Source organism: Methylobacterium sp. 22177 (assembly GCF_052045615.1).
Classification (GTDB): Bacteria; Pseudomonadota; Alphaproteobacteria; order Rhizobiales; family Beijerinckiaceae; genus Methylobacterium; species Methylobacterium radiotolerans.
Genome location: NZ_JBQEPK010000004.1, coordinates 112,298 through 137,945 on the forward strand (window position 1 = coordinate 112,298; position 25,648 = coordinate 137,945).

General features: G+C 69.1%; 25 protein-coding genes and 1 tRNA gene. 25 read left to right on the top strand and 1 reads right to left on the bottom strand.

All coding sequences use genetic code 11. From position 1 onward, the window contains the following. The first annotated feature begins 87 nt into the window (after positions 1-87). Both ACTJK8_RS06670 and ACTJK8_RS06675 read left to right on the top strand, forming a co-directional pair. A complete protein-coding gene (locus ACTJK8_RS06670) occupies positions 88-399 on the top strand; it encodes a DUF1127 domain-containing protein (protein ID WP_012319037.1) in 312 nt (103 codons plus the stop codon). A 30-nt stretch (positions 400-429) separates the two neighbouring features. Next, positions 430-1,347, top strand: a complete 918-nt coding sequence (locus tag ACTJK8_RS06675; RefSeq protein ID WP_070999426.1) for an EamA family transporter — start codon at positions 430-432, stop codon at positions 1,345-1,347. A gap of 77 nt (positions 1,348-1,424) precedes the next feature. Here ACTJK8_RS06675 and ACTJK8_RS06680 read toward each other — a convergent pair. Beyond that, a tRNA-Asp gene (locus ACTJK8_RS06680) sits at positions 1,425-1,501 on the bottom strand. A gap of 374 nt (positions 1,502-1,875) precedes the next feature. On the opposite strand from ACTJK8_RS06680, the gene ACTJK8_RS06685 reads away from it, so the two are divergent. The 23 genes from ACTJK8_RS06685 to ACTJK8_RS06795 all read left to right on the top strand — a co-directional run bounded on the left by ACTJK8_RS06685 (position 1,876) and on the right by ACTJK8_RS06795 (position 25,525). Further along, on the top strand, positions 1,876-2,241 hold the full coding sequence (locus tag ACTJK8_RS06685) for an NADH-quinone oxidoreductase subunit A (protein WP_007560754.1): 366 nt from the start codon (positions 1,876-1,878) through the stop codon (positions 2,239-2,241). Positions 2,242-2,283: 42 nt separating this feature from the next. Next, complete coding sequence (locus ACTJK8_RS06690; protein WP_010686017.1) at positions 2,284-2,871, top strand: NuoB/complex I 20 kDa subunit family protein; 588 nt, start codon at positions 2,284-2,286, stop codon at positions 2,869-2,871. Positions 2,872-2,880: 9 nt separating this feature from the next. Further along, a complete protein-coding gene (locus ACTJK8_RS06695) occupies positions 2,881-3,528 on the top strand; it encodes an NADH-quinone oxidoreductase subunit C (RefSeq protein WP_012319035.1) in 648 nt (215 codons plus the stop codon). Between the two features lie 16 nt (positions 3,529-3,544). Then, positions 3,545-4,735 (top strand): NADH-quinone oxidoreductase subunit D, encoded by a 1,191-nt coding sequence (locus ACTJK8_RS06700; protein WP_243927205.1) that lies wholly within the window; start codon positions 3,545-3,547, stop codon positions 4,733-4,735. A gap of 9 nt (positions 4,736-4,744) precedes the next feature. Continuing rightward, entirely contained in the window at positions 4,745-6,118 is a 1,374-nt protein-coding gene (gene nuoE, locus ACTJK8_RS06705; RefSeq protein WP_024830237.1) for an NADH-quinone oxidoreductase subunit NuoE, read from the top strand. Positions 6,119-6,127: 9 nt separating this feature from the next. Further along, entirely contained in the window at positions 6,128-7,429 is a 1,302-nt protein-coding gene (gene nuoF, locus ACTJK8_RS06710) for an NADH-quinone oxidoreductase subunit NuoF (RefSeq protein WP_063111541.1), read from the top strand. Between the two features lie 28 nt (positions 7,430-7,457). After that, positions 7,458-7,643, top strand: coding sequence for a hypothetical protein (locus tag ACTJK8_RS06715; RefSeq protein WP_440761730.1), 186 nt, complete (start codon positions 7,458-7,460; stop codon positions 7,641-7,643). Between the two features lie 10 nt (positions 7,644-7,653). Continuing rightward, positions 7,654-9,735, top strand: a complete 2,082-nt coding sequence (nuoG, locus tag ACTJK8_RS06720; RefSeq protein WP_440761731.1) for an NADH-quinone oxidoreductase subunit NuoG — start codon at positions 7,654-7,656, stop codon at positions 9,733-9,735. A 13-nt stretch (positions 9,736-9,748) separates the two neighbouring features. Next, complete coding sequence (gene nuoH, locus ACTJK8_RS06725; protein ID WP_012319029.1) at positions 9,749-10,771, top strand: NADH-quinone oxidoreductase subunit NuoH; 1,023 nt, start codon at positions 9,749-9,751, stop codon at positions 10,769-10,771. Between the two features lie 28 nt (positions 10,772-10,799). Beyond that, entirely contained in the window at positions 10,800-11,288 is a 489-nt protein-coding gene (gene nuoI / locus ACTJK8_RS06730) for an NADH-quinone oxidoreductase subunit NuoI (protein WP_007560744.1), read from the top strand. A 219-nt stretch (positions 11,289-11,507) separates the two neighbouring features. Beyond that, positions 11,508-12,128, top strand: a complete 621-nt coding sequence (locus ACTJK8_RS06735; protein WP_024830239.1) for an NADH-quinone oxidoreductase subunit J — start codon at positions 11,508-11,510, stop codon at positions 12,126-12,128. A gap of 22 nt (positions 12,129-12,150) precedes the next feature. Next, positions 12,151-12,456 carry an NADH-quinone oxidoreductase subunit NuoK gene (nuoK, locus tag ACTJK8_RS06740; RefSeq protein ID WP_010686008.1) on the top strand — a complete coding sequence of 102 codons (306 nt, stop codon included), beginning with the start codon at positions 12,151-12,153 and terminating at the stop codon, positions 12,454-12,456. Between the two features lie 82 nt (positions 12,457-12,538). Beyond that, positions 12,539-14,647, top strand: coding sequence for an NADH-quinone oxidoreductase subunit L (nuoL, locus tag ACTJK8_RS06745; protein ID WP_440761732.1), 2,109 nt, complete (start codon positions 12,539-12,541; stop codon positions 14,645-14,647). 1 nt (position 14,648) lies between these two features. Next, positions 14,649-16,169: an NADH-quinone oxidoreductase subunit M gene (locus ACTJK8_RS06750; RefSeq protein WP_012319026.1), complete on the top strand. Its 1,521-nt coding sequence runs from the start codon at positions 14,649-14,651 to the stop codon at positions 16,167-16,169. A 10-nt stretch (positions 16,170-16,179) separates the two neighbouring features. Next, entirely contained in the window at positions 16,180-17,625 is a 1,446-nt protein-coding gene (gene nuoN, locus ACTJK8_RS06755) for an NADH-quinone oxidoreductase subunit NuoN (RefSeq protein WP_012319025.1), read from the top strand. A 7-nt stretch (positions 17,626-17,632) separates the two neighbouring features. Continuing rightward, positions 17,633-18,436 (top strand): biotin--[acetyl-CoA-carboxylase] ligase, encoded by an 804-nt coding sequence (locus ACTJK8_RS06760; protein ID WP_127991115.1) that lies wholly within the window; start codon positions 17,633-17,635, stop codon positions 18,434-18,436. Between the two features lie 16 nt (positions 18,437-18,452). Further along, positions 18,453-20,126 (top strand): ribonuclease J, encoded by a 1,674-nt coding sequence (locus tag ACTJK8_RS06765; protein WP_012319023.1) that lies wholly within the window; start codon positions 18,453-18,455, stop codon positions 20,124-20,126. A gap of 268 nt (positions 20,127-20,394) precedes the next feature. Beyond that, the gene (gene mce / locus ACTJK8_RS06770; protein ID WP_012319022.1) at positions 20,395-20,799 is read left to right on the top strand and encodes a methylmalonyl-CoA epimerase; all 405 of its coding nucleotides are present in this window, start codon (positions 20,395-20,397) and stop codon (positions 20,797-20,799) included. 5 nt (positions 20,800-20,804) lie between these two features. After that, the gene (locus ACTJK8_RS06775) at positions 20,805-21,131 is read left to right on the top strand and encodes a DUF1467 family protein (RefSeq protein WP_012319021.1); all 327 of its coding nucleotides are present in this window, start codon (positions 20,805-20,807) and stop codon (positions 21,129-21,131) included. 466 nt (positions 21,132-21,597) lie between these two features. Then, positions 21,598-22,923: a proline--tRNA ligase gene (gene proS, locus ACTJK8_RS06780; RefSeq protein ID WP_012319020.1), complete on the top strand. Its 1,326-nt coding sequence runs from the start codon at positions 21,598-21,600 to the stop codon at positions 22,921-22,923. 9 nt (positions 22,924-22,932) lie between these two features. Next, positions 22,933-24,243, top strand: coding sequence for a lipoprotein-releasing ABC transporter permease subunit (locus ACTJK8_RS06785; RefSeq protein WP_012319019.1), 1,311 nt, complete (start codon positions 22,933-22,935; stop codon positions 24,241-24,243). Between the two features lie 12 nt (positions 24,244-24,255). Further along, positions 24,256-24,969 carry an ABC transporter ATP-binding protein gene (locus ACTJK8_RS06790; RefSeq protein WP_012319018.1) on the top strand — a complete coding sequence of 238 codons (714 nt, stop codon included), beginning with the start codon at positions 24,256-24,258 and terminating at the stop codon, positions 24,967-24,969. Positions 24,970-25,264: 295 nt separating this feature from the next. Continuing rightward, positions 25,265-25,525: a hypothetical protein gene (locus ACTJK8_RS06795; RefSeq protein ID WP_053622713.1), complete on the top strand. Its 261-nt coding sequence runs from the start codon at positions 25,265-25,267 to the stop codon at positions 25,523-25,525. Positions 25,526-25,648: the final 123 nt, after the last annotated feature.

Here is a 25,648-nt window from a genome sequence, read left to right on the forward strand (position 1 = left end):
CTTCCGAACCGTACCGAAGTGTTCCTGTCGCCGCCAGCCCCGCGCCGACAGGATCGTGACGCCCCCAAACGACGGAGGAGGGGATCCATGACCCAGTGCCTGACCGAAACCGCCGCCCTCGAAGCCCGGATCAGACCGCGGAGCGGATGGCTCGCCCGGATGGCCGGCCCCGTGCTGACGGTCGCCGCGGAGGTGCGCGCCGGCCTGTCGCGGGCGGCGATGAACCGGCGCGTGCTCCAGCGCCTGTCGACCCTGTCGGACCGGGAATTGAAAGATATCGGCCTGACGCCGCAGGACGTGGCGGATGCCTGCGTGCCGCGCACGGGCGACGCGATCCACCTGCTGGTCGGCCGGCGCGACGAGCGCCGCCGGGCCCGGACGGCCGTGCGCCCTTGGTGATCGGGGCGCACGGGTCCTAGGATCGCGCCGATGACGCTGCGTGACGGGCTGGCCGCGCTCCTCGTGGTCACGCTCCTCGGTGTGAACTTCGTGGCTATCAAGGTGGGGCTGGTGACGGTGCCGCCGCTGATGCTGTGCGCCCTGCGATTCGGCTTCGCGGCCCTGCCGGCCGCCCTGGTGATCCGCCCGCCCCGGGCGCCCGCCGCCCTGGTGGCGGCCTTCGGGCTGGCGCTCGGGATCGGCCAGTTCGGGCTGCTGTTCACGGCGATCCGCCTCGGCATGCCGGCCGGCCTGTCGTCGCTGCTCATCCAGATGCAGGTGCCGTTCACCGTGGCGCTCGCCTGGATCGTCCTGAAGGAGCGCCCGCGGGTGCTCCAGGTGATCGGCGGCGCGGTCGCGCTCCTCGGCGTCGCCGCGGTGGCGCTCGGGCGGGCGGGGGGCGCCCCGGCGGGACCGGTGCTGCTGGTCGTCGGCGCGGCCCTGTCCTGGGCCAGCGCCAACATCGTGGCGAAGCGGATCGGCCGCGTCGACATGCTCGCGCTGATGGTCTGGGGCAGCCTCGCCACGACGCCGCCGCTGCTCGCCCTCTCGCTGATCGTCGAGGGCTCCGACGCCGTCCGGGCCCTGACCCATCCCGACTGGGTGACGAGCGCCTCGATCGCCTTCCAGGCCTACCCGACGCAGCTCCTCGCCTTCGGCCTCTGGAGCCGGCTGCTGACCCGCTACCCGGCCGCCGCGGTGACGCCGTTCGCGCTGCTGGTCCCGGTGGCCGGCATCCTGAGCACGCACCTCGTGCTGGGCGAGCCGCTGAGCGCCGATATCCTGGCCGGCGGCAGCCTCATCCTCTTCGGGATCGCCCTGAGCCTCAGGGGCGGCCGCGCCGCCGTCCGGCCCGCGGGGCGCGGCCCGATCGGACCCGCGACGGGTGCACCGCCGAAGGTGACGTGACCCGCGCGCACCCGAGGCGCACGACGAGCGCCGTCGCGATCGCGAGGCCGGTACTGTCGATTGTTCGAGAAGGGACGTGGCGCGGGCGACGGGGCTCGAACCCGCGACCTCCGGCGTGACAGGCCGGCACTCTAACCAACTGAGCTACGCCCGCACGGCGTGGTCGCCTTCGGTGGGGGCGTTTCGCCCGGCGACGGGGCGGGGTTTATGGGGCGCCCGGGGCCCTGTCAAGCGCATCCGCCACGGATTCGTACCGGCACCGTCCGCTGGCCCCACGCGCAGGCATACCAGCCTCCCGACTCGGGGCCTGCGCGCTTCCGTCGTGTTGTGTCGCGGCCGCGCAAGCCCATCTCGGACATGACTGACAGGAAGGCTGACAGCGCGCTTTGTGCGACGCGACAAGCCATTGTCACGGACCGGCGGCTCGACTAAGCCTCCGGCCGCGCGCATCCTGGCATAAGAACAATTCCACGGGCGGATCCGGGTCGGCGTCGCACCGCGGTTTCACTCGTCTCGCGAGGCCCTGGCATGACCGGATTGTTGGCGGATTACCTGCCGCTCATCGTGTTCATCGGCGTGGCGCTGTTCATCGCCACGGCGCTGCTGGTCGTCCCCTTCCTGGTGGCCTTCAAGAGCCCCGATCCCGAGAAGCTCTCGGCCTACGAGTGCGGTTTCAACGCGTTCGACGACGCCCGCATGAAGTTCGACGTGCGCTTCTACCTCGTCGCCATCCTGTTCATCATCTTCGACCTCGAGGTCGCGTTCCTCTTCCCCTGGGCGATCACCTTCGGGGATCTGGGCTGGTTCGGCTTCTGGTCGATGATCGTCTTCCTGGGCGTGCTGACGGTCGGTTTCGTCTACGAGTGGCGCAAGGGCGCCCTCGAATGGGATTGACGTCCCGCCGCTCGCCGCCCGCACTGAATTCCTGAGTCGCCGATGGCCCTGATCACCGACACCAACCGCGCCCCCGCGATCGCGCCCCAGCCGAAGGGGATCATCGATCCCAACACCGGCCGCCCGATCGGCGCGGACGACCCGACCTTCCTGTCGATCAGCGACGAGCTGGCCGACCGGGGCTTCCTGCTCACCACCACGGACGAGCTGATCAACTGGGCCCGCACGGGCTCGCTGATGTGGATGACCTTCGGTCTCGCCTGCTGCGCGGTCGAGATGATGCAGATGTCGATGCCGCGCTACGATTGCGAGCGATTCGGCTTCGCGCCCCGCGGCTCGCCCCGCCAGTCCGACGTGATGATCGTCGCCGGCACGCTGACCAACAAGATGGCCCCGGCGCTGCGCAAGGTCTACGACCAGATGCCGGAGCCGCGCTACGTCATCTCGATGGGCTCCTGCGCCAACGGCGGCGGCTACTATCACTACTCCTACTCGGTGGTGCGCGGCTGCGACCGGGTGGTGCCGGTGGACATCTACGTGCCCGGCTGCCCGCCCACCGCCGAGGCGCTGCTCTACGGCGTGCTGCTGCTGCAGAAGAAGATCCGCCGGACCGGCACGATCGAGCGCTGAGGAGCGGCCATGACGAACGGCATCTCGATCCTGCCCCACACCCAGCCGGTCTACGGCGACGCGGCCGTGGCTGCCATGGCCGAGCGCGTCGTCGGCGCCCTCGGACCGGCGGTGGTGTCCCACGCCATCGCGTTCGGCGAGCTGACGCTGGTGGTCCAGGCCTCCGACATCGTCTACGCGCTCACCTACCTGCGCGACGATCCGGCCTGCGCGTTCCGCAACTTCATCGACATATGCGGCGTGGACTATCCGCAGCGCGAGAAGCGCTTCGACGTGGTCTACCACCTGCTCTCCCTGCGCCATAACCTGCGCATCCGGCTGAAGGTGCAGACCGACGAGGTGACGCCGGTCCCCTCGGTGATCGAGGTCTTCCCGGCGGCCAACTGGTACGAGCGCGAGACCTACGACCTCTACGGGATCCTGTTCTCGGGCCATCCCGACCTGCGCCGCCTGCTCACCGATTACGGCTTCGAGGGGCATCCCCTGCGCAAGGACTTCCCGCTCACCGGCTTCGTCGAGGTCCGCTACGACCAGGACCAGGCGCGGGTGGTCTACGAGCCGGTGCAGCTGACGCAGGAATTCCGGAACTTCGACTTCTTGTCGCCGTGGGAAGGCACCGACTACGTGCTGCCCGGCGACGAGAAGACGTCGGCATGAGCCGCGGAGACCGTCCGTGACCGAACACAACATCCGCAACTTCGCGATCAACTTCGGCCCGCAGCACCCGGCGGCGCACGGGGTGCTGCGCCTCGTGCTCGAACTCGACGGCGAGGTGGTCGAGCGGGTCGACCCGCATATCGGGCTGCTCCACCGCGGCACCGAGAAGCTGATCGAGTACAAGACCTACCTGCAGGCGACGCCCTATTTCGACCGGCTCGACTACGTGTCGCCGATGAACCAGGAGCACGCCTTCTGCCTGGCGATCGAGAAGCTCGCCGGGATCGAGGTGCCGCGGCGCGCGCAGCTGATCCGCGTGCTGTTCTGCGAGATCGGCCGCCTGCTGTCGCACCTGCTCAACGTCACCACGCAGGCGATGGATGTCGGCGCCCTCACGCCCCCGCTCTGGGGCTTCGAGGAGCGCGAGAAGCTGATGATCTTCTACGAGCGGGCCTCCGGCGCCCGGCTCCACGCCAATTACTTCCGGCCGGGCGGCGTCCACCAGGACCTGCCGCCGAAGCTGATCGACGACATCGACGCGTTCTGCGACCCGTTCCTGCAGGTCGTCCAGGATCTCGACGACCTCGTCATGGCCAACCGCATCTTCAAGCAGCGCAACGTCGACATCGGCATCGTGTCGGTGGACGAGGCGATGCAGTGGGGCTTCTCCGGCGTGATGGTGCGCGGCTCCGGCATCCCGTGGGATCTGCGGAAGGCGCAGCCCTACGAGTGCTACGAGGAGATGGAGTTCGACATCCCCGTGGGGAAGAACGGCGACACCTACGATCGCCAGGTGATCCGCATGGAGGAGATGCGCGAATCCGTGCGCATCATGAAGCAGTGCATCGCCAAGCTGCGCGAGCCCGCCGGCCAGGGCCCGATCGCCTCGATCGACGGCAAGTTCGCGCCGCCGCCGCGCCGGGAGATGAAGCGCTCGATGGAGGCGCTCATCCACCACTTCAAGCTCTACACCGAGGGCTTCCACGTGCCCGAGGGCGAGGTCTACGCCGCGGTCGAGGCGCCGAAGGGCGAGTTCGGCGTCTATCTCGTGTCCGACGGGACCAACAAGCCGTATCGCTGCAAGATCCGCGCGCCGGGCTTCGCGCATCTGCAGGCGATGGACTGGATGTGCCGCGGGCACCTTCTCGCCGACGTCTCCTGCGTGCTCGGCACGCTCGACATCGTGTTCGGCGAAGTGGATCGGTAAGACAAAGCGATGGCCAACCGCAGACTCGCCCCCGCCTCCGAGCAGCCCGAGAGCTTCGCGTTCTCCCCCGAGAACGCCGAGTGGGCCAGGACCCAGATCGCCAAGTACCCGGAAGGCCGTCAGGCGTCCGCGGTGATCTCGCTGCTCTGGCGGGCGCAGGAGCAGAACGGCGGCTGGCTGCCGCGCGCGGCCATCGAGGCTGTGGCGGCCGAGCTCGGCATGCCGAACATCCGCGTGCTGGAGGTGGCGACCTTCTACACGATGTTCGCCCTGGAGCCGGTCGGGCGGTTCTGGATCCAGGTCTGCGGCACGGTCCCGTGCGATTCCTGCGGCGCACGGGGCCTCAAGGAGATGCTCCAGGCCCGCCTCGGACCGGCCGGCCACGTCTCGGCCGACGGCAACTTCTCGTGGCTCGAGGTCGAGTGCCTCGGCGCCTGCTGCAACGCGCCGATGGTCCAGATCAACCAGGATTACTACGAGGACCTGACGCCCGAGTCCCTCGGCCAGCTGATGGACGACCTCGCCGCCGGCCGGCCCGTGAAGGTCGGCTCGCAGACCGGGCGCGTCTCGTCCGAACCCCAGGGCGCCGTGAACACCCTCACCGACCCGACGCTGTTCGACGGGTCGCGGGTCGGCGCGTGGCGCAAGCGCTTCGAGGAGGCCGGCAAGGCCGAGGAGCCGGCCGCCGCGCCAGTGTCCAAGACCGGCGAGGCGGCCTCCGGAACCCAGCAGGCCGCCGAGAACCCGAAGCCGGCCCGGCCCGACGCCGGCCGCCCGGTGGAGCGTTCCGTGAGCGACGCCCCGGCCCAGCGCGCCGCCGGCGGCGAGACGCCGGTCAAGCCCGAGGATCGCGCGGACGCAGCCGAGCGCGGCCGGTCCACCGCCAAGCACGGCGCCGCGCGCCAGGGCGACGCGGACGTGCTCGACTCGCCGGCCAAGCGCGTCGCCGAGGGCGAGCCCGCGGCCGGCGAGCAGGGCCACCAGGCGGTGCCGGACCGCGACGCCGTCCCGCAGCAGCCGGAAGCCTCTGGGGCCAGCGAGGGCGAGATGGCGGCCGAGGCCGAGGAGGCCCGCATCGCCGGCGCCCTCGCGGCCCTGCCGAAGGACGCCAGCCCCGAGCAGAAGGCGGACGCCGTGGGCAAGCGCCCGCCGGGCCTCGACGCGGCCCGCGCCGGGAAGCCGGACGAGCTGACGCGCATCAAGGGCATCGGCCCGGGCAACAGCCAGCGCCTGAACGGGCTCGGCATCTACCACTTCGACCAGATCGCCGCCTGGTCCCGCGACGAGATCGCCTGGGTCGGCACCTACCTCGCGTTCCCGGGTCGCATCGACCGCGAGAACTGGGTGGGGCAGGCCAAGGCCCTGTCGGCGCCGGCTCAGTGAGGACCTGACATGCTGTCGGATCAGGATCGCATCTTCACCAACCTCTACGGGCTGCACTCGCCGGGCCTGGAGGCCGCGAAGAAGCGCGGCGCCTGGGACGGGACCAAGTTCCTCCTGGAGCAGGGCCGCGACTGGATCATCGAGGAGATGAAGGCCTCGGGCCTGCGCGGCCGCGGCGGCGCGGGCTTCCCGACCGGCCTCAAGTGGTCGTTCATGCCCAAGAAGTCCGACGGGCGCCCGCACTACCTCGTGGTCAACGCCGACGAGTCGGAGCCGGGCACCTGCAAGGACCGGGAGATCATGCGGCACGACCCGCATCTCCTGATCGAAGGCTGCATGCTGGCGTGTTTCGCGATGAACGCGCATGCCTGCTACATCTACATCCGCGGCGAGTACGTCGCCGAGAAGCACGCGCTCCAGAAGGCCGTGGACGAGGCCTACGCGGCCCGGCTCGTCGGCCAGTCGAACGTGCACGACTACCCGTTCGACATCTACGTCCACCACGGCGCGGGCGCCTATATCTGCGGCGAGGAGACGGCGCTCATCGAGAGCCTGGAGGGCAAGAAGGGGATGCCGCGGCTGAAGCCGCCGTTCCCGGCCAATATGGGCCTCTACGGCTGCCCGACGACCGTGAACAACGTCGAGTCGATCGCGGTCGCCGGCACGATCCTGCGCCGGGGCGGGGCGTGGTTCGCGGGGCTCGGCGGCAAGAACAACACCGGCACGAAGCTGTTCTGCGTCTCCGGCCACGTCAACAAGCCGTGCAACGTCGAGGAGGAGCTGGGCATCACCTTCCGCGAGCTCATCGACCGCCATTGCGGCGGCATGCGCGGCGGCTGGGACAACCTGCTGTGTTCCATCCCCGGCGGCTCCTCGGTGCCGCTGGTGCCGGCCGAGCAGATCGTCGACGCCAAGATGGATTTCGACACGCTGCGCGGCCTCGGCTCCGGCCTCGGCACGGCGGCGGTGATCGTGCTCGACAAGTCCACCGACATCGTCGCGGCGATCACGCGGATCTCGTACTTCTACAAGCACGAGTCCTGCGGCCAGTGCACGCCCTGCCGCGAGGGCACCGGCTGGATGTGGCGGGTGATGCAGCGCATGACCGAGGGCCGCGCGCAGAAGCGCGAGATCGACATGCTGTTCGAGGTCACCAAGCAGATCGAGGGTCACACGATCTGCGCGCTGGGCGACGCGGCGGCCTGGCCGATCCAGGGCCTGATCCGGCACTTCCGCCCGGAGATCGAGAAGCGCATCGACCGCTACACCGCCAACCCGCACAGCGAGCCTGTGCCGATGGCCGCGGAGTGATCCGATGACGAGCCAGCCTGACAACCTGATGCTCGTGTACCTGCGGCGGATCGACGAGAAGGTCGATCGCCTCAGCGGCGATGTCCGTGAACTGAACGGCCGCATGGCCGCGGTCGAAGAGAATCTGGCTGGCGTCCACCGGCGGATCGACAGGGTCGAGCTTCGCATCGAGCGGATCGAGCGACGCCTCGATCTCGCCGACGCCCCGCACTGAGATTGCACCGATGACAAAAATCCTCGTCGACGGCACCGAGGTCGACGTCCCCGCCGATTACACGCTGCTCCAGGCCTGCGAGGCCGCGGGGGCCGAGATCCCGCGCTTCTGCTTCCACGAGCGCCTGTCGATCGCCGGCAATTGCCGCATGTGCCTCGTCGAGCTGAAGGGCGCGCCGAAGCCGGTGGCCTCCTGCGCCTACGCGGTGAAGGATTGCCGCCCCGGCCCGAACGGCGAGCCGCCGGAGGTGCTGACCCGCTCGCAGGGCACCAAGAAGGCGCGGGAAGGGGTGATGGAGTTCCTCCTCATCAACCACCCCCTCGACTGCCCGATCTGCGACCAGGGCGGCCACTGCGACCTGCAGGACCAGGCCATGGCCTACGGGGTCGATTCGACCCGCTACACGGAGAACAAGCGCGCGGTCGAGGAGAAGCATATCGGGCCGCTGGTGCGGACCGCGATGAACCGCTGCATCCACTGCACCCGCTGCGTGCGCTTCCTCGCCGAGGTGGCGGGCGTGCCCGACCTCGGCGCCATCGGCCGCGGCGAGGACATGGAGATCACCAGCTACCTCGAGCAGTCGATGGCATCGGAGCTCCAGGGCAACGTCGCCGACCTCTGCCCGGTCGGCGCCCTCGTGCACCGGCCACAGAGCTACAACGTCCGCCCCTGGGAGCTGAACAAGACCGAGTCGGTCGACGTGATGGACGCGGTCGGCTCGTCGATCCGCATCGACACCCGCGGCCGCGAGGTCATGCAGATCGAGCCGCGGATCAGCGAGGAGATCAACGAGGAGTGGATCTCCGACAAGACGCGCTACCACATCGATGGGCTGCGGATGCAGCGCCTCGACCGGCCCTACCTGCGCGAGAACGGTCGCCTGCGTCCCGCCTCCTGGGGTGAGGTTTTTCAGGCGATCGCCGCCAAGGTGAAGGGCGCGGATCCGAAGCGCATCGGCGCGATCGTCGGCGATCTTTCGGGCGTCGAGGAGATCTTCGCGCTCCGCGAGCTGATCAGGAGCCTCGGCTCGCCGAACCTCGACTGCCGCCAAACCGATGCCGGCCTCGACCCGGCGCTCGGCCGCGCCTCCTACATCTTCAACCCGACGATTCCCGGCATCGAGGCCGCGGACGCGATCCTGATCGTCGGCGCCAACCCGCGCACCGAAGCCTCGCTGCTGAACGTGCGCATCCGCAAGCGCTGGCGCATGGCGCCGCTGGCGGTGGGTGTGATCGGCGAGCCGGTCGACCTGACCTATCCGAGCCACTACATCGGCGCCGGCCCCGATTCGCTGGCTGCGCTGGCCCGCGGCGAGCACAGTTTTCTTGAGACTCTCAAGGAGGCGAAGGCGCCGCTGGTCATCGTCGGCGCCAATGCCGAGCCGGGCGTGCTGGCCGCGGCGGCCAAGCTCGCCCAGGAGATCGGCGCGGTCTCGGCCGAGGGGAACGGCTTCGGCGTGCTGCACACGGCCGCCGCCCGCGTCGGCGCGCTCGATCTCGGCTTCGTGCCGGGGGAGGGCGGATTGACCTTCGCGCAGATGCTGGAGCCGGGAGCGCTGGACGTCCTGTTCAACCTCGGCGCCGACGAGCGTGACGTCGCCCCGGGCGCTTTCGTGGTCTACCAGGGCAGCCACGGAGATCGCGGGGCCTCCCGCGCCGACGTGATCCTGCCGGGGGCCGCCTATAGCGAGAAGTCGGCGACCTGGGTGAACACGGAAGGCCGGGTCCAGATGGGCAACCGCGCCGCCTTCCCGCCGGGCGACGCCCGCGAGGATTGGGCGATCCTCCGCGCCCTCTCGGACGTGCTGGGCAAGCGCCTGCCGTTCGACTCGCTCACCGCCCTCCGCCGGGCGCTCTACGCCGCCCACCCGCATCTGGCGGCGCTCGGGGCCGTGGAGCCCGGCACCGTCGCGGAAGCGGTCGACCGGCTCGCCGGTCTCGGCGGCTCCGCGACCGGACCGGCCTTCGCGTCGCCGGTGACCGACTTCTACCTCACCAACCCGATCGCCCGCGCCTCGCGCATCCTCGCGGAGTGCTCGCGCCTCGCCCGGGAGCGCGCCGCCGAGGCGCGGCCCCTCGCGGCGGCCGAGTAGGAGCTCAAGACCGATGACGCCGCTCGAAATCCTCGGGACCGTGCTCCTGATCGTGCTGAAGAGCTTCGTGCTCCTCTCGGCGCTCCTCGTGTTCATCGCCTACGCGCTGCTCGCCGACCGGAAGATCTGGGCGGCGGTGCAGCTCCGGCGCGGCCCGAACGTGGTCGGGCCGTTCGGCCTGTTCCAGTCCTTCGCCGACCTGATCAAGTTCGTGATCAAGGAGCCGGTGATCCCGGCGGGCGCCAACAAGGCGATCTACCTGCTGGCGCCGCTGGTCTTCGCGATGCTCGCCCTGTCGAGCTGGGCGGTGATCCCGCTCGCCGACGGCTGGGCGATCGCCGACATCAACGTCGGCATCACCTACATCTTCGCGATCTCGTCGCTCGGCGTGTACGGCGTCATCATGGGCGGCTGGGCGTCGAACTCGAAATACGCGTTCCTCGGCGCGCTCCGCTCGGCGGCGCAGATGATCTCGTACGAGGTGTCGCTCGGCTTCGTGATCATCTGCGTGCTGCTCTGCGCCGGCTCGCTCAACCTCTCGCGCATCGTCATGGCGCAGGACACCAGTCTCGGGATCTTCGGCTGGTACTGGCTGTGGCTGTTCCCGATGTTCGTGGTGTTCTTCGTCTCGGCGCTCGCCGAGACCAACCGCCCGCCCTTCGACCTGCCGGAGGCCGAGTCGGAGCTCGTGGCCGGCTACATGGTCGAGTATTCCTCGACCCCGTACCTGCTGTTCATGCTCGGCGAGTACGTCGCCATCATGAGCATGTGCGCCCTCGGGACCATCCTGTTCATGGGCGGCTGGCTGTCCCCGATCCCGTTCGCGCCCTTCACCTGGGTGCCGGGCGTGATCTGGTTCACCCTGAAGGCCAGCTTCCTGTTCTTCCTGTTCGCGATGGTGAAGTCCATCGTGCCCCGCTACCGCTACGATCAGCTCATGCGCCTCGGCTGGAAGGTCTTCCTGCCGATCTCCCTGATCTCGGTCGTCGTCGTCGCCTTCGTGCTCAAGCTGACCGGCCTCGCGCCGGGCGCCTGAGCCCACCCTTCGCATCGGAGATCCGGGCATGAAGCTCGATCAGGTCGCCAAGAGCCTTCTCCTGAAGGAGTTCGTGTCGGGGATGATCCTCGGCATGCGCTACTTCTTCAAGCCGAAGGCCACGATCAACTACCCCTTCGAGATGGGCCACCGCGGGCCGCGCTTCCGCGGCGAGCATGCCCTGCGCCGCTACCCCAACGGCGAGGAGCGCTGCATCGCCTGCAAGCTCTGCGAGGCGATCTGCCCGGCGCAGGCCATCACCATCGAGGCGGGTCCCCGGCGCAACGACGGCACCCGCCGCACGACGCGCTACGACATCGACATGGTGAAGTGCATCTACTGCGGCATGTGCCAGGAGGCCTGCCCGGTGGACGCCATCGTCGAGGGGCCGAACTTCGAATTCTCGGTGGAGACCCGGGAGGAGCTTCTCTACGACAAGCAGAAGCTCCTGCTGAACGGCGACCGCTGGGAGCGCGAGATCGCGCGCAACATCGCGATGGACGCGCCGTACCGCTGACGCGTCATCCCGAAAGGCAGCCGCCTTTCGGAAGAAGATGATGCGAGAACAAGCCTCTAGAGCATCGCGCCGGTTCCCGTTTCCGGTGCGATCCTCTAGAGCCATGCCGGGGGCGCTGTTGTGCCCCCGCCGACCGGGTTCTATAGACGGGCCGCCCGCTGCGGACCGTCTCCACGCACGGCAGAAGGGGCCGCTCCGGCGGCCGATCCCGACCAGCGCATGACCGCAGCAGCCGCCTTCTTCTATCTGTTCGCGAGCATCACGGTCGCGTCGGGCTTCATGGTGATCGCCTCGCGCAATCCCGTCGCCTCGGTGCTGTTCCTGATCCTCGCCTTCGTGAACGCCGCCGGACTGTTCGTCCTGATGGGCGCCGAGTTCCTCGCGATGATCCTCGTGGTCGTCTACGTCGGCGCGGTCGCGGTCCTGTTCCTGTTCGTCGTGATGATGCTCGACGTCGATTTCGCCGAGCTGCGCCAGGGCTTCCAGCAATACTTGCCGATTGGCGCCCTGATCGGCGCGATCTTCCTGGTCGAGTTGCTGCTGGTCGTCGGCTCGTGGAGCATCGACCCGGGCCTCGTCCAGGCCCCGCTCGGCAACGTCGCGGCCGCCGAGAACCTCACCAACGCCCAGGCGCTCGGCCGGGTGATCTACACGGACTACGCCTACTTCTTCCAGCTCGCCGGCCTGATCCTGCTGGTCGCCATGATCGGCGCGATCGTGCTGACGCTGCGCGACCGGCCGGGCGTCAAGCGCCAGAACATCGCGGTCCAGAACGCCCGCACCCAGGCCATGGCGGTGGAGACCCGCAAGGTCCCGTCGCGCCAGGGTGTCGAGGTCTGATGATCGCCCGGAGATTCGAACGATGATCGGCCTGAGCCACTACCTCACCGTCGCGGCGATCCTGTTCACGCTCGGCGTGCTCGGCATCTTCATCAACCGCAAGAACATCATCGTCATCCTGATGTCGGTCGAGCTGATCCTGCTCTCGGTCAACATCAACCTCGTCGCCTTCTCGACGCAGCTGAACGACATCACCGGACAGGTCTTCGCCCTGTTCGTGCTGACCGTCGCGGCCGCCGAATCGGCGATCGGCCTCGCCATCCTGGTGGTGTTCTTCCGCAACCGCGGCTCGATCGCGGTGGAAGACGTCAGCATGATGAAGGGCTAGGGCCTTCACCTTCGCGCGCCCCGAGTGACATCCGGACGCCGCCGCCTCGCGGCCGGCCCGGAGGACGGACTGCAAGAGAGCGATGTATCACGCGATCGTCTTCTTCCCGCTCATCGGCTTCCTGATCGCCGGCCTGTTCGGCCGGTACATCGGGGCGCGGGCCTGTGAGTACATCACCACGGCGTTCCTGGCCTTCACGGCGCTGATCGCCTGGGGCGTGTTCCTCGACGGCGGCCACGCCGAGCGCGTTCAGGTGGCCTCCTGGTTCGCGGCCGGCGACCTGCAGGTCGACTGGGCCTTCAAGGTCGACACCCTGACGCGGGTGATGCTGGTCGTCGTGACCACCGTCTCGACCCTCGTGCACCTCTACTCCGTGGGCTACATGGAGGAGGACCCGCACCGGCCGCGCTTCTTCGCCTACCTGTCGCTGTTCACCTTCGCCATGCTGATGCTGGTGACGGCCGACAACCTCGTGCAGATGTTCTTCGGCTGGGAGGGCGTGGGCCTCGCCTCCTACCTGCTGATCGGGTTCTGGTACGAGAAGCCCTCGGCCAACGCCGCCGCCATGAAGGCGTTCATCGTCAACCGCGTGGGCGATTTCGGCTTCTCCCTCGGCATCTTCCTGACCTTCGTGCTCACCGGCTCGGTGGCCTTCGACGCGATCTTCGGCAAGGTCGACGCGATCAAGACGCTCACCTTCCACTTCCTCGGCTACGACTGGAACGCGCTGACCCTCGCCTGCCTGCTGCTGTTCATGGGCGCCATGGGCAAGTCGGCGCAGTTCCTGCTGCACACGTGGCTCCCGGACGCGATGGAGGGCCCGACACCGGTCTCGGCGCTGATCCACGCCGCCACCATGGTGACCGCGGGCGTGTTCATGGTCGCGCGCCTCTCGCCGCTCTTCGAGGAGGCGCCGAACGCGCTCATCGTCGTGACGGTGATCGGCGGCATCACGGCGTTCTTCGCGGCCACGATCGGGCTGGTGCAGAACGACATCAAGCGGGTCATCGCCTACTCGACCTGCTCGCAGCTCGGCTACATGTTCGTGGCGCTCGGCGTCGGCGCCTACTCGGCCGGCGTGTTCCACCTCTTCACCCACGCCTTCTTCAAGGCGCTGCTGTTCCTCGGGGCCGGCTCGGTCATCCACGCGATGCACCACGAGCAGGACATGCGGAACATGGGCGGCCTGCGCCGCTACATCCCCTACACCAGCGCCATGATGGCGATCGGCTCCCTGGCGCTGATCGGCTTCCCCTACACGGCCGGCTACTACTCGAAGGACGCGATCATCGAGGCCGCCTACGCGTCGACCCGGCCGGGCCACACCCTCGCCTTCCTGTGCGTCGTGGTGGCGGCGTTCTTCACCTCGTTCTACTCGTGGCGCCTGTTCTTCATGACCTTCGAGGGTCCGGCGCGCTGGGGCGCGCACGCGGCCCACGGTCACCACGACGCCCCCGCGGTCGCGCACTCCACCATGGCGCACGAGGCCGACGGCGCGCCGGGCCACACCGAGGGCGTCGCCCACGACGACAAGGGCCACGACGTCGAGCCGGCGCACAGGAGCGACCTCGTCGCCGACGACCATCACGGGCACGGCCACCACGGCGACCACACGCCCCACGAGAGCCCGCTGGTGATGACGATCCCGCTGGCGATCCTCGCCTTCGGCGCGCTGTTCGCCGGGATCATCTTCCACAACCGCTTCATCGGCGAGGGGATGGACGCGTTCTGGGGCCACGCCCTGGCGCACGGGCCGAACAACCACATCATGCACGAGATCCACGAGGTCCCGGCTCTGGTCTCCTACTCGCCGCTCGTCATGCTGATCCTCGGCTTCGTGCTGGCCTACTGGATGTACATCCGCCGGCCGGAGCTTCCGGGCCAGCTCGCCGCGCAGCAGCCGTCGCTGTACCGGTTCCTGCTCAACAAGTGGTACTTCGACGAGATCTACGACCGGATCTTCGTCCGCCCGGCCAAGGATTTCGGCCTGTTCCTCTGGAAGGAGGGCGACGGCCGGATCATCGACGGCCTCGGCCCCAACGGCATCGCGGCGCGCGTCGTGGACGTGACCCGCGGGGTCGTCCGGCTCCAGACCGGCTACCTGTACCATTACGCCTTCGTGATGCTCATCGGCGTCGCCGGCCTGATCAGCTGGTACCTGATGTCCGGCCTGCCCAAGGGTGCTCACTGACATGCTCGGCCTCGGCATCCTCTCCGGCCTGCTGATCGTGCCGCTCTGCGGCGCGGCCTTCATCCTGACGCTGAACGGCGACGAGGAATCGGTCGCGCGCAACAGCCGCTGGGCCGCGCTCGCCACCACGGTGGTCACCTTCCTGCTCTCGCTGGTGGCCTGGAGCCGCTACGACGCCGCCTCCTCGAGCTTCCAGCTGGTCGAGAGCCACGCGTGGCTCACCGAGACGATCCGGTTCAAGCTCGGCGTCGACGGCTTCTCGATGCCGCTGATCCTGCTGACCACGTTCCTGATGCCGTTCTGCATCGGCGCCTCGTGGCACTCGATCCACTTCCGGGTGAAGGAGTACTTCGTCGCCTTCCTCGTCCTCGAGACGACGATGATCGGCGTGTTCGCCTCCCTCGACCTGCTGCTGTTCTACCTGTTCTTCGAGGCCGGCCTGATCCCGATGTTCCTGATCATCGGCATCTGGGGCGGGCAGCGCCGGATCTACGCGAGCTTCAAGTTCTTCCTCTACACCCTGCTCGGCTCGGTGCTGATGCTGCTCGCCGTGATGGCGATGTACTGGCAGGCCGGCACCACCGACATCCCGACCCTGCTGCAGTACCGCTTCCCGGTGCAGATGCAGACCTGGCTGTGGCTCGCCTTCTTCGCCTCGTTCGCGGTGAAGATGCCGATGTGGCCGGTCCACACCTGGCTGCCCGACGCCCACGTGGAGGCTCCCACCGCCGGCTCGGTGATCCTGGCCGGCATCCTCCTGAAGATGGGCGGCTACGGCTTCATCCGGATCTCGCTGCCGATGCTGCCGGTGGCGAGCCAGGAGTTCGCGCCCTTCGTCTTCGCCCTCTCGGTGATCGCGATCATCTTCACCTCGCTCACCGCGATGATGCAGACCGACATCAAGAAGCTGATCGCCTACTCGTCGGTGGCCCATATGGGCTTCGTGACGCTCGGCCTGTTCACCCTGAACGAGCAGGGCATCCAGGGCGCGCTGTTCCTGATGATCTCCCACGGCATCGTGTCGGGGGCGCTCTTCCTCTGCGTCGGCGTCGTCTACGACCGGATGCACACCCGCGAGATCGCCGCCTATGGCGGCCTCGTGAAGCGGATGCCGCTCTACGCCGTGGCCATGCTGATCTTCACCATGGCCAATGTCGGCCTCCCCGGCACCTCCGGCTTCGTCGGCGAGTTCCTGGCGATGCTCGGCGCCTTCAAGGCGAACCCGAACGTCGCGTTCTTCTCGACCTTCGGCATCATCCTGTCGGCGGCCTACGCCCTGTGGCTCTACGCCCGGGTGATCTACGGCAAGCTGGAGAAGCCGAACCTCCAGGGCATCCTGGATCTCGACACCCGTGAAAAGATCATCCTGGCGCCGCTGGTGGTGCTGACGATCTACTACGGCGTGCATCCGGCCCCGGTGCTCGACGTGTTCGCGCCCTCGACCGACGCGCTCATGGCGAGCATCAAGACCGCGCTCTCGAACACCCAGACGGCCGCCGCGGCGCTGCCGATCCCGCGCTGAGGCGGACACCATGACAACCGTCCACTCCGTCCTGCCGTCGCTGGCGCCGCTCCTGCCCGAGCTGATCCTCGGCGTCGGCGTCATGGTCCTGATCCTCTACGGCGCGTGGCGCGGCGACCGCTCCGCCGAGACCGTCAGCGTCGGCGCCCTGGTCCTGCTCCTCGTCGCCCTGTCGGTGGTGATCTCCCAGCCGGTCCACGGCCGGGTGACGACCCTGTCGGGGGCGTTCGTGTCGGACGCCTTCTCCAAGGTGATGAAGTCGCTGGTGCTGCTCGGCTCGTCGGCGACGATCCTGCTGGCGCACGACTTCTTCAAGCGCGAGCGCATCGACCGGTTCGAGTTCCCGGTGCTGATCGTGCTCTGCACCATCGGCATGATGGTCATGGTCTCGGCCAACGACCTGATCGCGCTCTATCTCGGTCTGGAGTTGCAGTCGCTCGCCGCCTACGTGATCGCCGCCTTCCACCGGGACGACGTGAAGTCCACCGAGGCCGGCCTCAAGTACTTCGTGCTCGGCGCGCTCTCGTCCGGCATGCTGCTCTACGGCGCCTCGCTGGTCTACGGCTTCACCGGCACCGTGTCGTTCCCCGGCATCGTCTCCGCGCTGAACGAGAATGCCGGCTTCGGCATCGTGCTCGGCATCGTGTTCCTGGCGGCAGGCGTCTGCTTCAAGCTGGCGGCCGTGCCGTTCCACATGTGGACGCCCGACGTCTACGAAGGCTCGCCGACCCCGGTGACGGCCTTCTTCGCCTCGGCGCCCAAGATGGCCGCCGTGGCGATGACGGTCCGCGTCTTTATCGGCGCCATGCCGGACGTGACGGCGATCTGGCAGCAGATCTTCATCTTCGTCTCGGTGGTGTCGATGGCGCTCGGCTCCTTCGCGGCGATCGGCCAGACCTCGATCAAGCGCCTGATGGCCTACTCGTCGATCGCCAATATCGGCTACGCGCTGATCGGGCTCGCCTGCGGCTCGGAGGAGGGGATCAGCGGGCTCGTCACCTACATGATCATCTACCTCGCGATGACCCTCGGCACCTTCGCGATCATCCTGTCGCTCCGGCGCCGGGACGTGATGTTCGAGAAGATCGAGGACCTGTCGGGCCTGTCGCGCACGCATCCGTGGCTGGCCTTCTGCCTCGCCGCGATGATGTTCTCGCTGGCCGGCATCCCGCCGCTCGCCGGGTTCTTCGCGAAGTTCTACGTCTTCGCCGCGGCCATCAAGGCGGGCCTCGTGACGCTGGCGGTGATCGGCGTCGTGACCAGCGTGGTCGGCGCCTACTACTACCTGCGCGTCGTGCGGATCATGTACTTCGACGAGCCGAAGGAGCCCTACGAGGCGATGGCGCCGGGCCTGCGCGTGGTGCTCGCCCTGTCGAGCGTCGTGGTGGTGCTGTTCTTCCTGCTGCCCGGCCCGCTGGTCGGCGCCGCCGGCCGGGCCGCCAAGTCGCTGTTCTAGGACGGCCTTGAGCTACCGACTCGGGCCCTCGGCGCGCGCCGAGGGCCACCGCCTGCACGTCCACGACACCCTCGGCTCCACCAACACGGAGGCCATGGCGCGCGCGCGCGCGGGCGAGACCGGCCCGCTCTGGGTCGTGACGCACCGCCAGGAGGCGGGCCGCGGCCGGCGCGGCAACAGCTGGGCCTCGCTTCCCGGGAACCTCGCGGCCAGCGTGCTCTGGCCCGTCGCCGGGGTCGCGCCGGACCACCTCGCCGAACTCGGCTTCGTGGCCGGCCTCGCCCTGATCGAGGCGCTGGAGGCGGCCTGCGGCACCCTGCCGGATACCGGATCCGGCGCCGGGGCCCGATCTTTCCGGCTGAAATGGCCGAACGACGTTCTGCTCGGCGGGGCGAAGCTCGCGGGTCTTCTCCTGGAGGCGGAGACGCTGCCCGGCGGCCGGCGCGCCGCCGTCATCGGCTTCGGCGTGAACGTCGCGGCCGCGCCGGACGGCCTCGGGGCCGCGAGCTTGGCGGCGGCGGGTTACGCGCGCGACGCCGAGGCGCTACTGGAACATCTCTCGGACCGGATGGCCGCGCGGGCGCGCGCCTGGGATCGAGGACGGAATTTCGCTGACCTGCGCGCGGCCTGGCTCGCGCGGGCCGCGGGTCTCGGATCGGAGATCGCGGTGCACAGCGGCGGGCACACCCTGCGGGGCGTGTTCGAGACGATCGACGAGGGGGGGCGGCTCGTGATCCTCGCCCCCGATGGGAACCGGCATACCGTGACGGCGGGCGAGGTGCATTTCGGATCGGCCGCGACGGCGGCCTGAGTTTGGACGACGACAGATGGTTAAAGGACAGGAGGAGCTGGTCTTCCTGCCGCTCGGCGGCGTGGGCGAGATCGGGATGAACGCGGCGCTCTACGGGTTCGGTCCGGAGAAGGGCCGGAAGTGGATCATGGTCGATTGCGGCATGGGCTTCGCCGGCGAGGAGCAGATGCCCGGCGTCGACCTGATGTTCCCCGACCTCTCCTTCATCGAGGAGCGGCGCAAGGATCTGCTGGGGATCTTCATCACCCACGCGCACGAGGACCATATCGGGGCGATCTCGGAACTGTGGCCCCGGCTCAAGGCGCCGGTCTACGCGACCCGGTTCGCCAAGAACCTGCTGGAGACCCGGCGCCTCTCCGAGCCCGGCGCCCCGAAGGTCGAGCTGCGGGAGGTGAAGCCCGGCCGGCGCGTGACCGTCGGCCCGTTCGAGCTCGAGTACGTGCCGGTCTCGCACTCCATCCCGGAATCGAACGCCATCGCCATCCGCACGGCGGCCGGTCTCGTCCTCCACACCGGCGACTGGAAGATCGACCCGACCCCGGTGGCCGGCTCCGTGACGTCGCCGGAGGCGTTCACGGCGCTCGGGGACGAGGGCGTTCTCGCGATCGTGTGCGACTCGACCAACGTCGTGCGCGAGGGCTTCTCGCCGAGCGAGAAGACCGTCGCCGAAACCCTGAAGACGCTGATCGCGGACGCGCCGCACCGGGTCGCGGTGACGACCTTCGCGTCGAACGTGGCCCGCATCCGCGCGGTCGCCGAGGCCGCCGCCGCCTGCGGGCGCGAGGTCATCGCGGTCGGCCGCGCCATGGACCGGGTGATCGACGTCGCCCGCGAGTGCGGCTACCTCGACGGCCTGCCCGAGTTCCGCCGCTCGGATTCGTGGAAGAGCCTGCCGCGGGAGCGCGTCGTCGCCCTGCTCACCGGCTCCCAGGGCGAGCCGCGGGCGGCGCTCGCCCGCGTCTCCCGCCGCGACCACCCGGATATCAGCCTCACCGCCGGCGACCAGGTGATCTTCTCCTCGCGCGCCATCCCGGGCAACGAGCGCGATGTCGGATCGATCATCAACGACCTGATCGAGCAGGGCGTCGAGGTGATCACCGACCGCACCGACCTCGTCCACGTCTCCGGCCACCCGCGCCGGGACGAGATGGTCGAGATGTACCGGTGGACCCGCCCGGGCACCGCGATCCCGGTCCACGGCGAGGCCCTGCACCTCGACGAGCATGCCCGCTTCGCCCGGGCGCAGGGCGTGCAGAACGTGGTCAAGGCCCGCAACGGCAGCCTGATCCGCCTGAGCCCCGGCAAGCCCGAGGTGATCGACCACGTGAAGGCCGGCCGCCTGTTCAAGGACGGCGACGTCCTGATCGACGAGAAGGACCGGGCGATCCCGGAGCGGCGCAAGCTGATGCAGGCCGGCCTGGTCTCGGTGGCGATCGCCATCGACGAGGACGGCGTCGTGCTCGGCGAGCCGGCCGTGGACATCATCGGCCTGCCGAACCGCGGCCGGTCCGGGGAGCCGCTGATCGAGACCGTGGTGGACGCGGTCTCCCGCACCCTCTCGGGGATGTCACGGGGCAAGCTGAAGGACTCGGAGAGCGTCGAGAAGACGGTCGACCGGGCCGTGCGCACCGCGGTCAACGAGGTGTGGGGCAAGAAGCCGGCCTGCCACGTGCAGGTGGTGGAGGTGTGAGGCTGGCTGCCGATCGCGAGGCGCTGTAATCTGCAGCGCTTCGAGACAGCTGAAGTCTCTCATCGTCGGCCGGAGAAGACACAGGTTCCCTCTCCCGCGCGGGAGAGGGACAGGGCGAGGGGACAGGTTCGGCAGGAGAGGGCGTATCCCTCCCCCAACCCTCTCCCGCACGGGAGAGGGGCAGGTCGCGTCCGGCCGCACGGGCGGAGCCTTCCCCGCGAACGAACAAAGCTCCCGGACAGGGAGCCAGCGCTGGGGAGGAAACACCATGATCGGCCGTCTCAACCACGTGGCCATCGCCGTGCAGGATCTCGACGCCGCCTGCGCGGTCTATCGCGACACGCTGGGTGCGAAGATCACCGCGCCCCTGCCGCAGCCCGAGCACGGCGTGACGGTCGTGTTCGTCGAGCTGCCGAACAGCAAGATCGAGCTGATGGCCCCCCTGGGCGAGGGCTCGCCGATCGAGTCCTTCGTGGCCCGCAACCCGGGCGGCGGCATCCATCACGTCTGCTACGAGGTCGACGACATCCTGGCCGCCCGCGACAAGCTCAAGGCGCAGGGCGCCCGGGTGCTCGGCACCGGCGAGCCGCGGATCGGCGCCCACGGCAAGCCGGTCCTGTTCCTGCATCCCAAGGACTTCCTGGGCACCCTGGTCGAGCTGGAGCAGGTGTGAGCCGGATGATGACCACGCTCGCCCGCTCGACGCCGATGACGCTGGCCGTCATCGGCGCGATGATCGCCGCCTTCGTGGCGGCGGCGGTGGGCCTGTTCAAGCTGACGGTGGGCGGCGCGATCGCCCTCTACTTCGTGGTCTGGTGGACGCTGCTCTTCGCGGTCCTGCCCCTGCGGAATCAGCCGGAGACGCGGCCCAGCCACGTGGTGCCGGGCCAGGATCCCGGCGCGCCGGCGGCGCCGCGGCTGCGCGAGAAGGCCATCTGGACGACGCTGGTCGCGGGGGCCGCCTTCCTGATCGCCTTGGCGGTGTTCCCGCTGACCGGGCTGTAGGACGGCCGGGAAACCTAGACGGGCGGAGGACCGTCGGGCGCCCCGACACCGCCCAGCCGACGGGTCCCAAGAATAAAAAAAGCAAGGCCCGAGGCCTTGCTTTCAAGCTTCAGTGGCTCGACCTTGAAATATCCCTCGCATTGGCTGCGGGGCGGTCGCTTTTCCTCCCGAGACTCGGACCTTGCGCCACCTCTTCCGGGCGTCGCAAACATCGCCGGACGCTTATAGGAACAACAATTCGTGTTGTCACCGGGTCTGCGAGAAAAATCTGCGCTTTCTTGCCGGCAAATGGGCATACCGCTTCCCGCCTAGGCAGCGGCCTCGCCGCGGCCGGGCCGCCGCCTCCGGTTCGCCGCGATTACGCCCCGCCGTGGTCGCGCAGTGCTTGTAATTTGCGTCTCCGGCGTGTTGTGTGCCGGCGCGCCGCGGCTCCTCCCGGTCGATCCTCTTCCAAGACTCCGAAGACATGCGTCTCTCCCGCTACTTCATGCCGACCTTGCGCGAGACGCCCAAGGAAGCCGAGATCGTCTCGCACCGGCTGATGCTGCGCGCCGGCCTGGTCCGCCAGGAAGCCGCCGGCATCTACGCCTGGCTGCCGCTGGGCCTGCGGGTGCTGGAGCGCGTCTGCGCGGTGATCCGGCGGGAGCAGGACCGGTCCGGCGCCGTCGAGATCCTGATGCCGACGGTGCAGTCCGCCGAGCTGTGGCGGGAATCCGGCCGCTACGACGCCTACGGCAAGGAGATGCTGCGCCTGAAGGACCGGCACGACCGCGAGATGCTCTACGGCCCCACCGCCGAGGAGATGGTCACCGAGATCTTCCGGGCGAGCGTGCGCTCCTACAAGGACCTGCCCAAGAACCTCTACCAGATCTCGTGGAAGTTCCGCGACGAGGTGCGGCCGCGCTTCGGCACGATGCGCTCCCGCGAGTTCCTGATGAAGGACGCCTACTCGTTCGACTTCGACCAGGCCGGCGCCCGCCACGCCTACAACCGGATGTTCGTGGCGTATCTGCGCACCTTCGCGGGCCTCGGCCTGAAGGCGATCCCGATGCGCGCCGATACCGGCCCGATCGGCGGCGACCTGTCCCACGAGTTCATCATCCTGGCGAAGACCGGCGAGAGCGAGGTCTTCTGCGACAAGGCCTATCTCGGCTTCGACATCCCGCCGGCGACCGTCGATTTCGACGACGTCGCCGCCCTGCAGGGCATCGTCGATGCCTGGACCTCGCACTACGCGGCCACCGAGGAGATGCACGAGCCGGCGGCCTTCGCGGAGGTCCCGGAGGACAGCCGCATGGCCGCCCGCGGCATCGAGGTTGGGCACATCTTCTATTTCGGAACGAAGTATTCCGAGCCGATGGGCGCCAAGGTCGCCGGTCCGGACGGGATCGAGCGGCCGGTCCACATGGGCTCCTACGGCATCGGGCCGAGCCGCCTGGTGGCGGCGATCATCGAGGCCAGCCACGACGAGGCCGGGATCATCTGGCCGGACGCGGTCGCGCCGTTCGACGTCGCGCTGATCAACCTCAAGGTCGGGGATTCCGCGACCGAAGCCGCCTGCGCGCAGATCCAGTCCGATCTCGAGGCCGCCGGCCTGTCGGTGCTCTACGACGACCGCGACGAGCGCCCCGGCGCGAAGTTCGCCACCGCCGACCTGATCGGCCTGCCCTGGCAGGTGATCGTCGGGCCCAAGGGCCTGGCGGAGGGCAAGGTCGAGCTGAAGCGGCGTGCCGGCGGCGAGCGCGAGAGCCTCGCGACCGTCGATCTGCTGGCACGCATCCGGCGCGTCTGAGGCGTGCCGATGGCCGCCTCAGCGAAGCTGGACCGGGTTCGGACCTTCGCGGCCTCGCTCGCGGCCTCGTTCCGCCAGGGCACCGCGCCCTTCGCGCCGTTCGAGTGGATCCTCGCCGGCCGCTACCTGCGCGCCCGGCGCCGGGGCGGCGGCGTCTCGGTGGTGGCGTTCTTCTCGGTGCTCGGCATCGCGCTCGGCGTCGCCACGCTGATCATCGTCCTGTCGGTGATGAACGGCTTCCGGGCGGAACTGCTGTCGAAGATCGTCGGCATCAACGGCCACCTGTTCGCGACGCCCATCGACCGGCCGTTCAACGACTGGACCGACCTGTCGGAGCGCCTGTCGAAGGTGGCGGGCGTGCGCGCGGCGGTGCCGCTGGTCGAGGGCCAGGCCTTCGCCTCCTCGCAGTATGGCGGCTCGGGGGTGATCATCCGCGGCGTGCGGGCGGCCGACCTCGACGCGCTGGCGGCCGTCTCCTCGGCGATCCGCGGCGGCACCCTGGAGGGCTTCGACGACGGCACGGGCGTGCTGATCGGGCGGCGGCTCGCCGACACGCTGGGCCTGCAGGCCGGCGACACGATCACGCTGGTCACGCCCAAGGGCTCGTCCACGCCCTTCGGGACGGCGCCGCGCACCAAGAGCTACACCGTCAAGGCGGTCTTCGAAGTCGGCATGACCGAGTTCGACCAGACCTTCGTGTTCATGCCGCTGACCGAGGCCCAGGCCTTCTTCAACAAGGACGGCGACGTGAGCATGATCGAGATCTACGTCGACGATCCCGACCACGTCGGCGACATGCGCGAGCCCCTGGAGATGGCGGCCGAGCGCCCGATCCTGCTCACCGACTGGCGCCAGCGCAACCGGACCTTCTTCGGGGCCCTGGAGGTCGAGCGGAACGTCATGTTCCTGATCCTCAGCCTGATCGTCGTGGTGGCGACGCTCAACATCGTCTCCGGCCTGATCCTGCTGGTGCGCGACAAGTCGAGCGACATCGCCATCCTGCGCACCATGGGGGCGACCCCGGGCACGATCATGCGGGTGTTCCTGATCAACGGTGCGCTGATCGGCGTCGTCGGGACGCTCAGCGGGCTGGGGCTCGGCGTCCTGATCACCCTCAACATCAAGCCGATCCAGCACGTGCTGTTTCCGGGCGCCTGGGACCCCACGGTGCGGTTCCTCGCCGAGATCCCGGCCCAGATGAACCCGAAGGAGATCACTGCCGTGGTGATCACCTCCCTGCTGCTGTCGCTCGCGGCGACGCTGTATCCCTCCTGGCGCGCCGCCCGGCTCGATCCGGTGCAGGCCCTCCGCTACGGCTGACGGGCCCATCCGATGAGCGATTCGAGCCAGACCGCCGGCGACCCGCCGGTGCCGGCCCTGTTCTTCTCCCGCGTCGAGCGGCGCTACGCCCAGGCCGAGGGCGCCTTGGAGATCCTGCGCGGGGCCGATCTCGCGATCTGGCCGGGCGAGCTGGTGGCGCTCGTGGCGCCGTCGGGCGCCGGCAAGTCGACGCTGCTGCACCTCGCCGGCCTGCTGGAGCGGCCCGACGGGGGCGAGATCTACATCGGCGGCCACCCGACCGCCGCGATGGCGGATGCCGAGCGGACCCGCCTGCGGCGCGAGGAGATGGGCTTCGTCTACCAGTTCCACCATCTCCTGCCGGAATTCTCCGCGCTGGAGAACGTGGTGATGCCCCAGCTCATCCGCGGCCTGAAGCGCCCGGAGGCGAAGGCCCGGGCCACGGAGCTCCTCAGCTTCCTGGGCCTCAAGGAGCGGCTGCCGCACCGCCCCGCGGAGCTGTCGGGGGGCGAGCAGCAGCGCGTCGCCATCGCCCGGGCGGTGGCCAACGGCCCGCGCCTCCTCCTCGCCGACGAGCCGACCGGCAACCTCGATCCCGGGACGGCGGGCCACGTCTTCTCGGTCCTGATGGCCCTGGTCCGCGCCTCGGGGCTCGCCGCCCTGGTCGCGACCCACAACCTGGAATTGGCCGCCCGCATGGATCGGCGGGTCACCATCCGGGACGGCCTGATCACGCAGCTCGACTGAGCGGCCCCACATCCGGGCAGAGTGCCCCGTGCGCCGGCGCAGCGACGGCACGCGGCGAACGCCCGCCCACGCGTGCACCGTCGGCCTCGATCAACCACAAGGCGCATCGCTTCGAACCCGCGACGCGACCCGGTCCGCGGGCCTACGCTCCCCGCAAGTGCACGCGATCTTTAATCCGTCGCGCCGCGTGCGGCGCGTCACGCCGCGGAAGACGCCCGCTCCCTACCTTACGATCACGCAAGATAAAACAGAGCCGAACAACCGGCCTGTACTGCGTGATCTCTGGAGCCTGACCATGAAGACCCGTATCGCCGTCGCCGTCACCGCACTTGTCCTTGGCGTCGCTCCGATCTCGTCCGCTCTGGCGGCGAACGGCGCCCGCTGGACAGGCTTCACTCCCTACGAGGTCGAGACCACGGGCGCGCTGGGCCTTGGGGTCCACGACAATCCCAACTATGTCGGCTGCCCGCTGAGCTCGGCCGCCGAGGGCAACGCCGATCAGCAGACCCGGCCGGTGAAGCAGTACGGCCAGACCGCCGGCGGCTACCGCTGCTGATCCGACGGGAGGACGGATGAAGCTGAAAGCGCTCTCCTACGTCATGATCGGCGCCTTCGTGAGCGGCCTGCTCATGACCATCGTCGGTTCGGCCACCACGTTGTTGGGCCAGTGATCGGAGGC

Excerpts from the sequence above, each read along its gene's own strand:
- ACTJK8_RS06750 (WP_012319026.1), top strand. The coding sequence starts at position 14,649 with ATGCTCGGCCTCGGCATCCTCTCCGGCCTGCTGATCGTGCCGCTCTGC.
- ACTJK8_RS06685 (WP_007560754.1), top strand. The coding sequence starts at position 1,876 with ATGACCGGATTGTTGGCGGATTACCTGCCGCTCATCGTGTTCATCGGC.
- mce (WP_012319022.1), top strand. The coding sequence starts at position 20,395 with ATGATCGGCCGTCTCAACCACGTGGCCATCGCCGTGCAGGATCTCGAC.
- ACTJK8_RS06715 (WP_440761730.1), top strand. The coding sequence starts at position 7,458 with ATGCTCGTGTACCTGCGGCGGATCGACGAGAAGGTCGATCGCCTCAGC.
- ACTJK8_RS06795 (WP_053622713.1), top strand. The coding sequence starts at position 25,265 with ATGAAGACCCGTATCGCCGTCGCCGTCACCGCACTTGTCCTTGGCGTC.
- nuoN (WP_012319025.1), top strand. The coding sequence starts at position 16,180 with ATGACAACCGTCCACTCCGTCCTGCCGTCGCTGGCGCCGCTCCTGCCC.
- nuoF (WP_063111541.1), top strand. The coding sequence starts at position 6,128 with ATGCTGTCGGATCAGGATCGCATCTTCACCAACCTCTACGGGCTGCAC.
- ACTJK8_RS06790 (WP_012319018.1), top strand. The coding sequence starts at position 24,256 with ATGAGCGATTCGAGCCAGACCGCCGGCGACCCGCCGGTGCCGGCCCTG.
- nuoE (WP_024830237.1), top strand. The coding sequence starts at position 4,745 with ATGGCCAACCGCAGACTCGCCCCCGCCTCCGAGCAGCCCGAGAGCTTC.
- ACTJK8_RS06670 (WP_012319037.1), top strand. The coding sequence starts at position 88 with ATGACCCAGTGCCTGACCGAAACCGCCGCCCTCGAAGCCCGGATCAGA.
- nuoH (WP_012319029.1), top strand. The coding sequence starts at position 9,749 with ATGACGCCGCTCGAAATCCTCGGGACCGTGCTCCTGATCGTGCTGAAG.
- ACTJK8_RS06675 (WP_070999426.1), top strand. The coding sequence starts at position 430 with ATGACGCTGCGTGACGGGCTGGCCGCGCTCCTCGTGGTCACGCTCCTC.
- nuoL (WP_440761732.1), top strand. The coding sequence starts at position 12,539 with ATGTATCACGCGATCGTCTTCTTCCCGCTCATCGGCTTCCTGATCGCC.
- nuoI (WP_007560744.1), top strand. The coding sequence starts at position 10,800 with ATGAAGCTCGATCAGGTCGCCAAGAGCCTTCTCCTGAAGGAGTTCGTG.
- ACTJK8_RS06775 (WP_012319021.1), top strand. The coding sequence starts at position 20,805 with ATGATGACCACGCTCGCCCGCTCGACGCCGATGACGCTGGCCGTCATC.
- ACTJK8_RS06690 (WP_010686017.1), top strand. The coding sequence starts at position 2,284 with ATGGCCCTGATCACCGACACCAACCGCGCCCCCGCGATCGCGCCCCAG.
- ACTJK8_RS06785 (WP_012319019.1), top strand. The coding sequence starts at position 22,933 with ATGGCCGCCTCAGCGAAGCTGGACCGGGTTCGGACCTTCGCGGCCTCG.
- ACTJK8_RS06765 (WP_012319023.1), top strand. The coding sequence starts at position 18,453 with ATGGTTAAAGGACAGGAGGAGCTGGTCTTCCTGCCGCTCGGCGGCGTG.
- ACTJK8_RS06695 (WP_012319035.1), top strand. The coding sequence starts at position 2,881 with ATGACGAACGGCATCTCGATCCTGCCCCACACCCAGCCGGTCTACGGC.
- nuoG (WP_440761731.1), top strand. The coding sequence starts at position 7,654 with ATGACAAAAATCCTCGTCGACGGCACCGAGGTCGACGTCCCCGCCGAT.
- ACTJK8_RS06735 (WP_024830239.1), top strand. The coding sequence starts at position 11,508 with ATGACCGCAGCAGCCGCCTTCTTCTATCTGTTCGCGAGCATCACGGTC.
- nuoK (WP_010686008.1), top strand. The coding sequence starts at position 12,151 with ATGATCGGCCTGAGCCACTACCTCACCGTCGCGGCGATCCTGTTCACG.
- proS (WP_012319020.1), top strand. The coding sequence starts at position 21,598 with ATGCGTCTCTCCCGCTACTTCATGCCGACCTTGCGCGAGACGCCCAAG.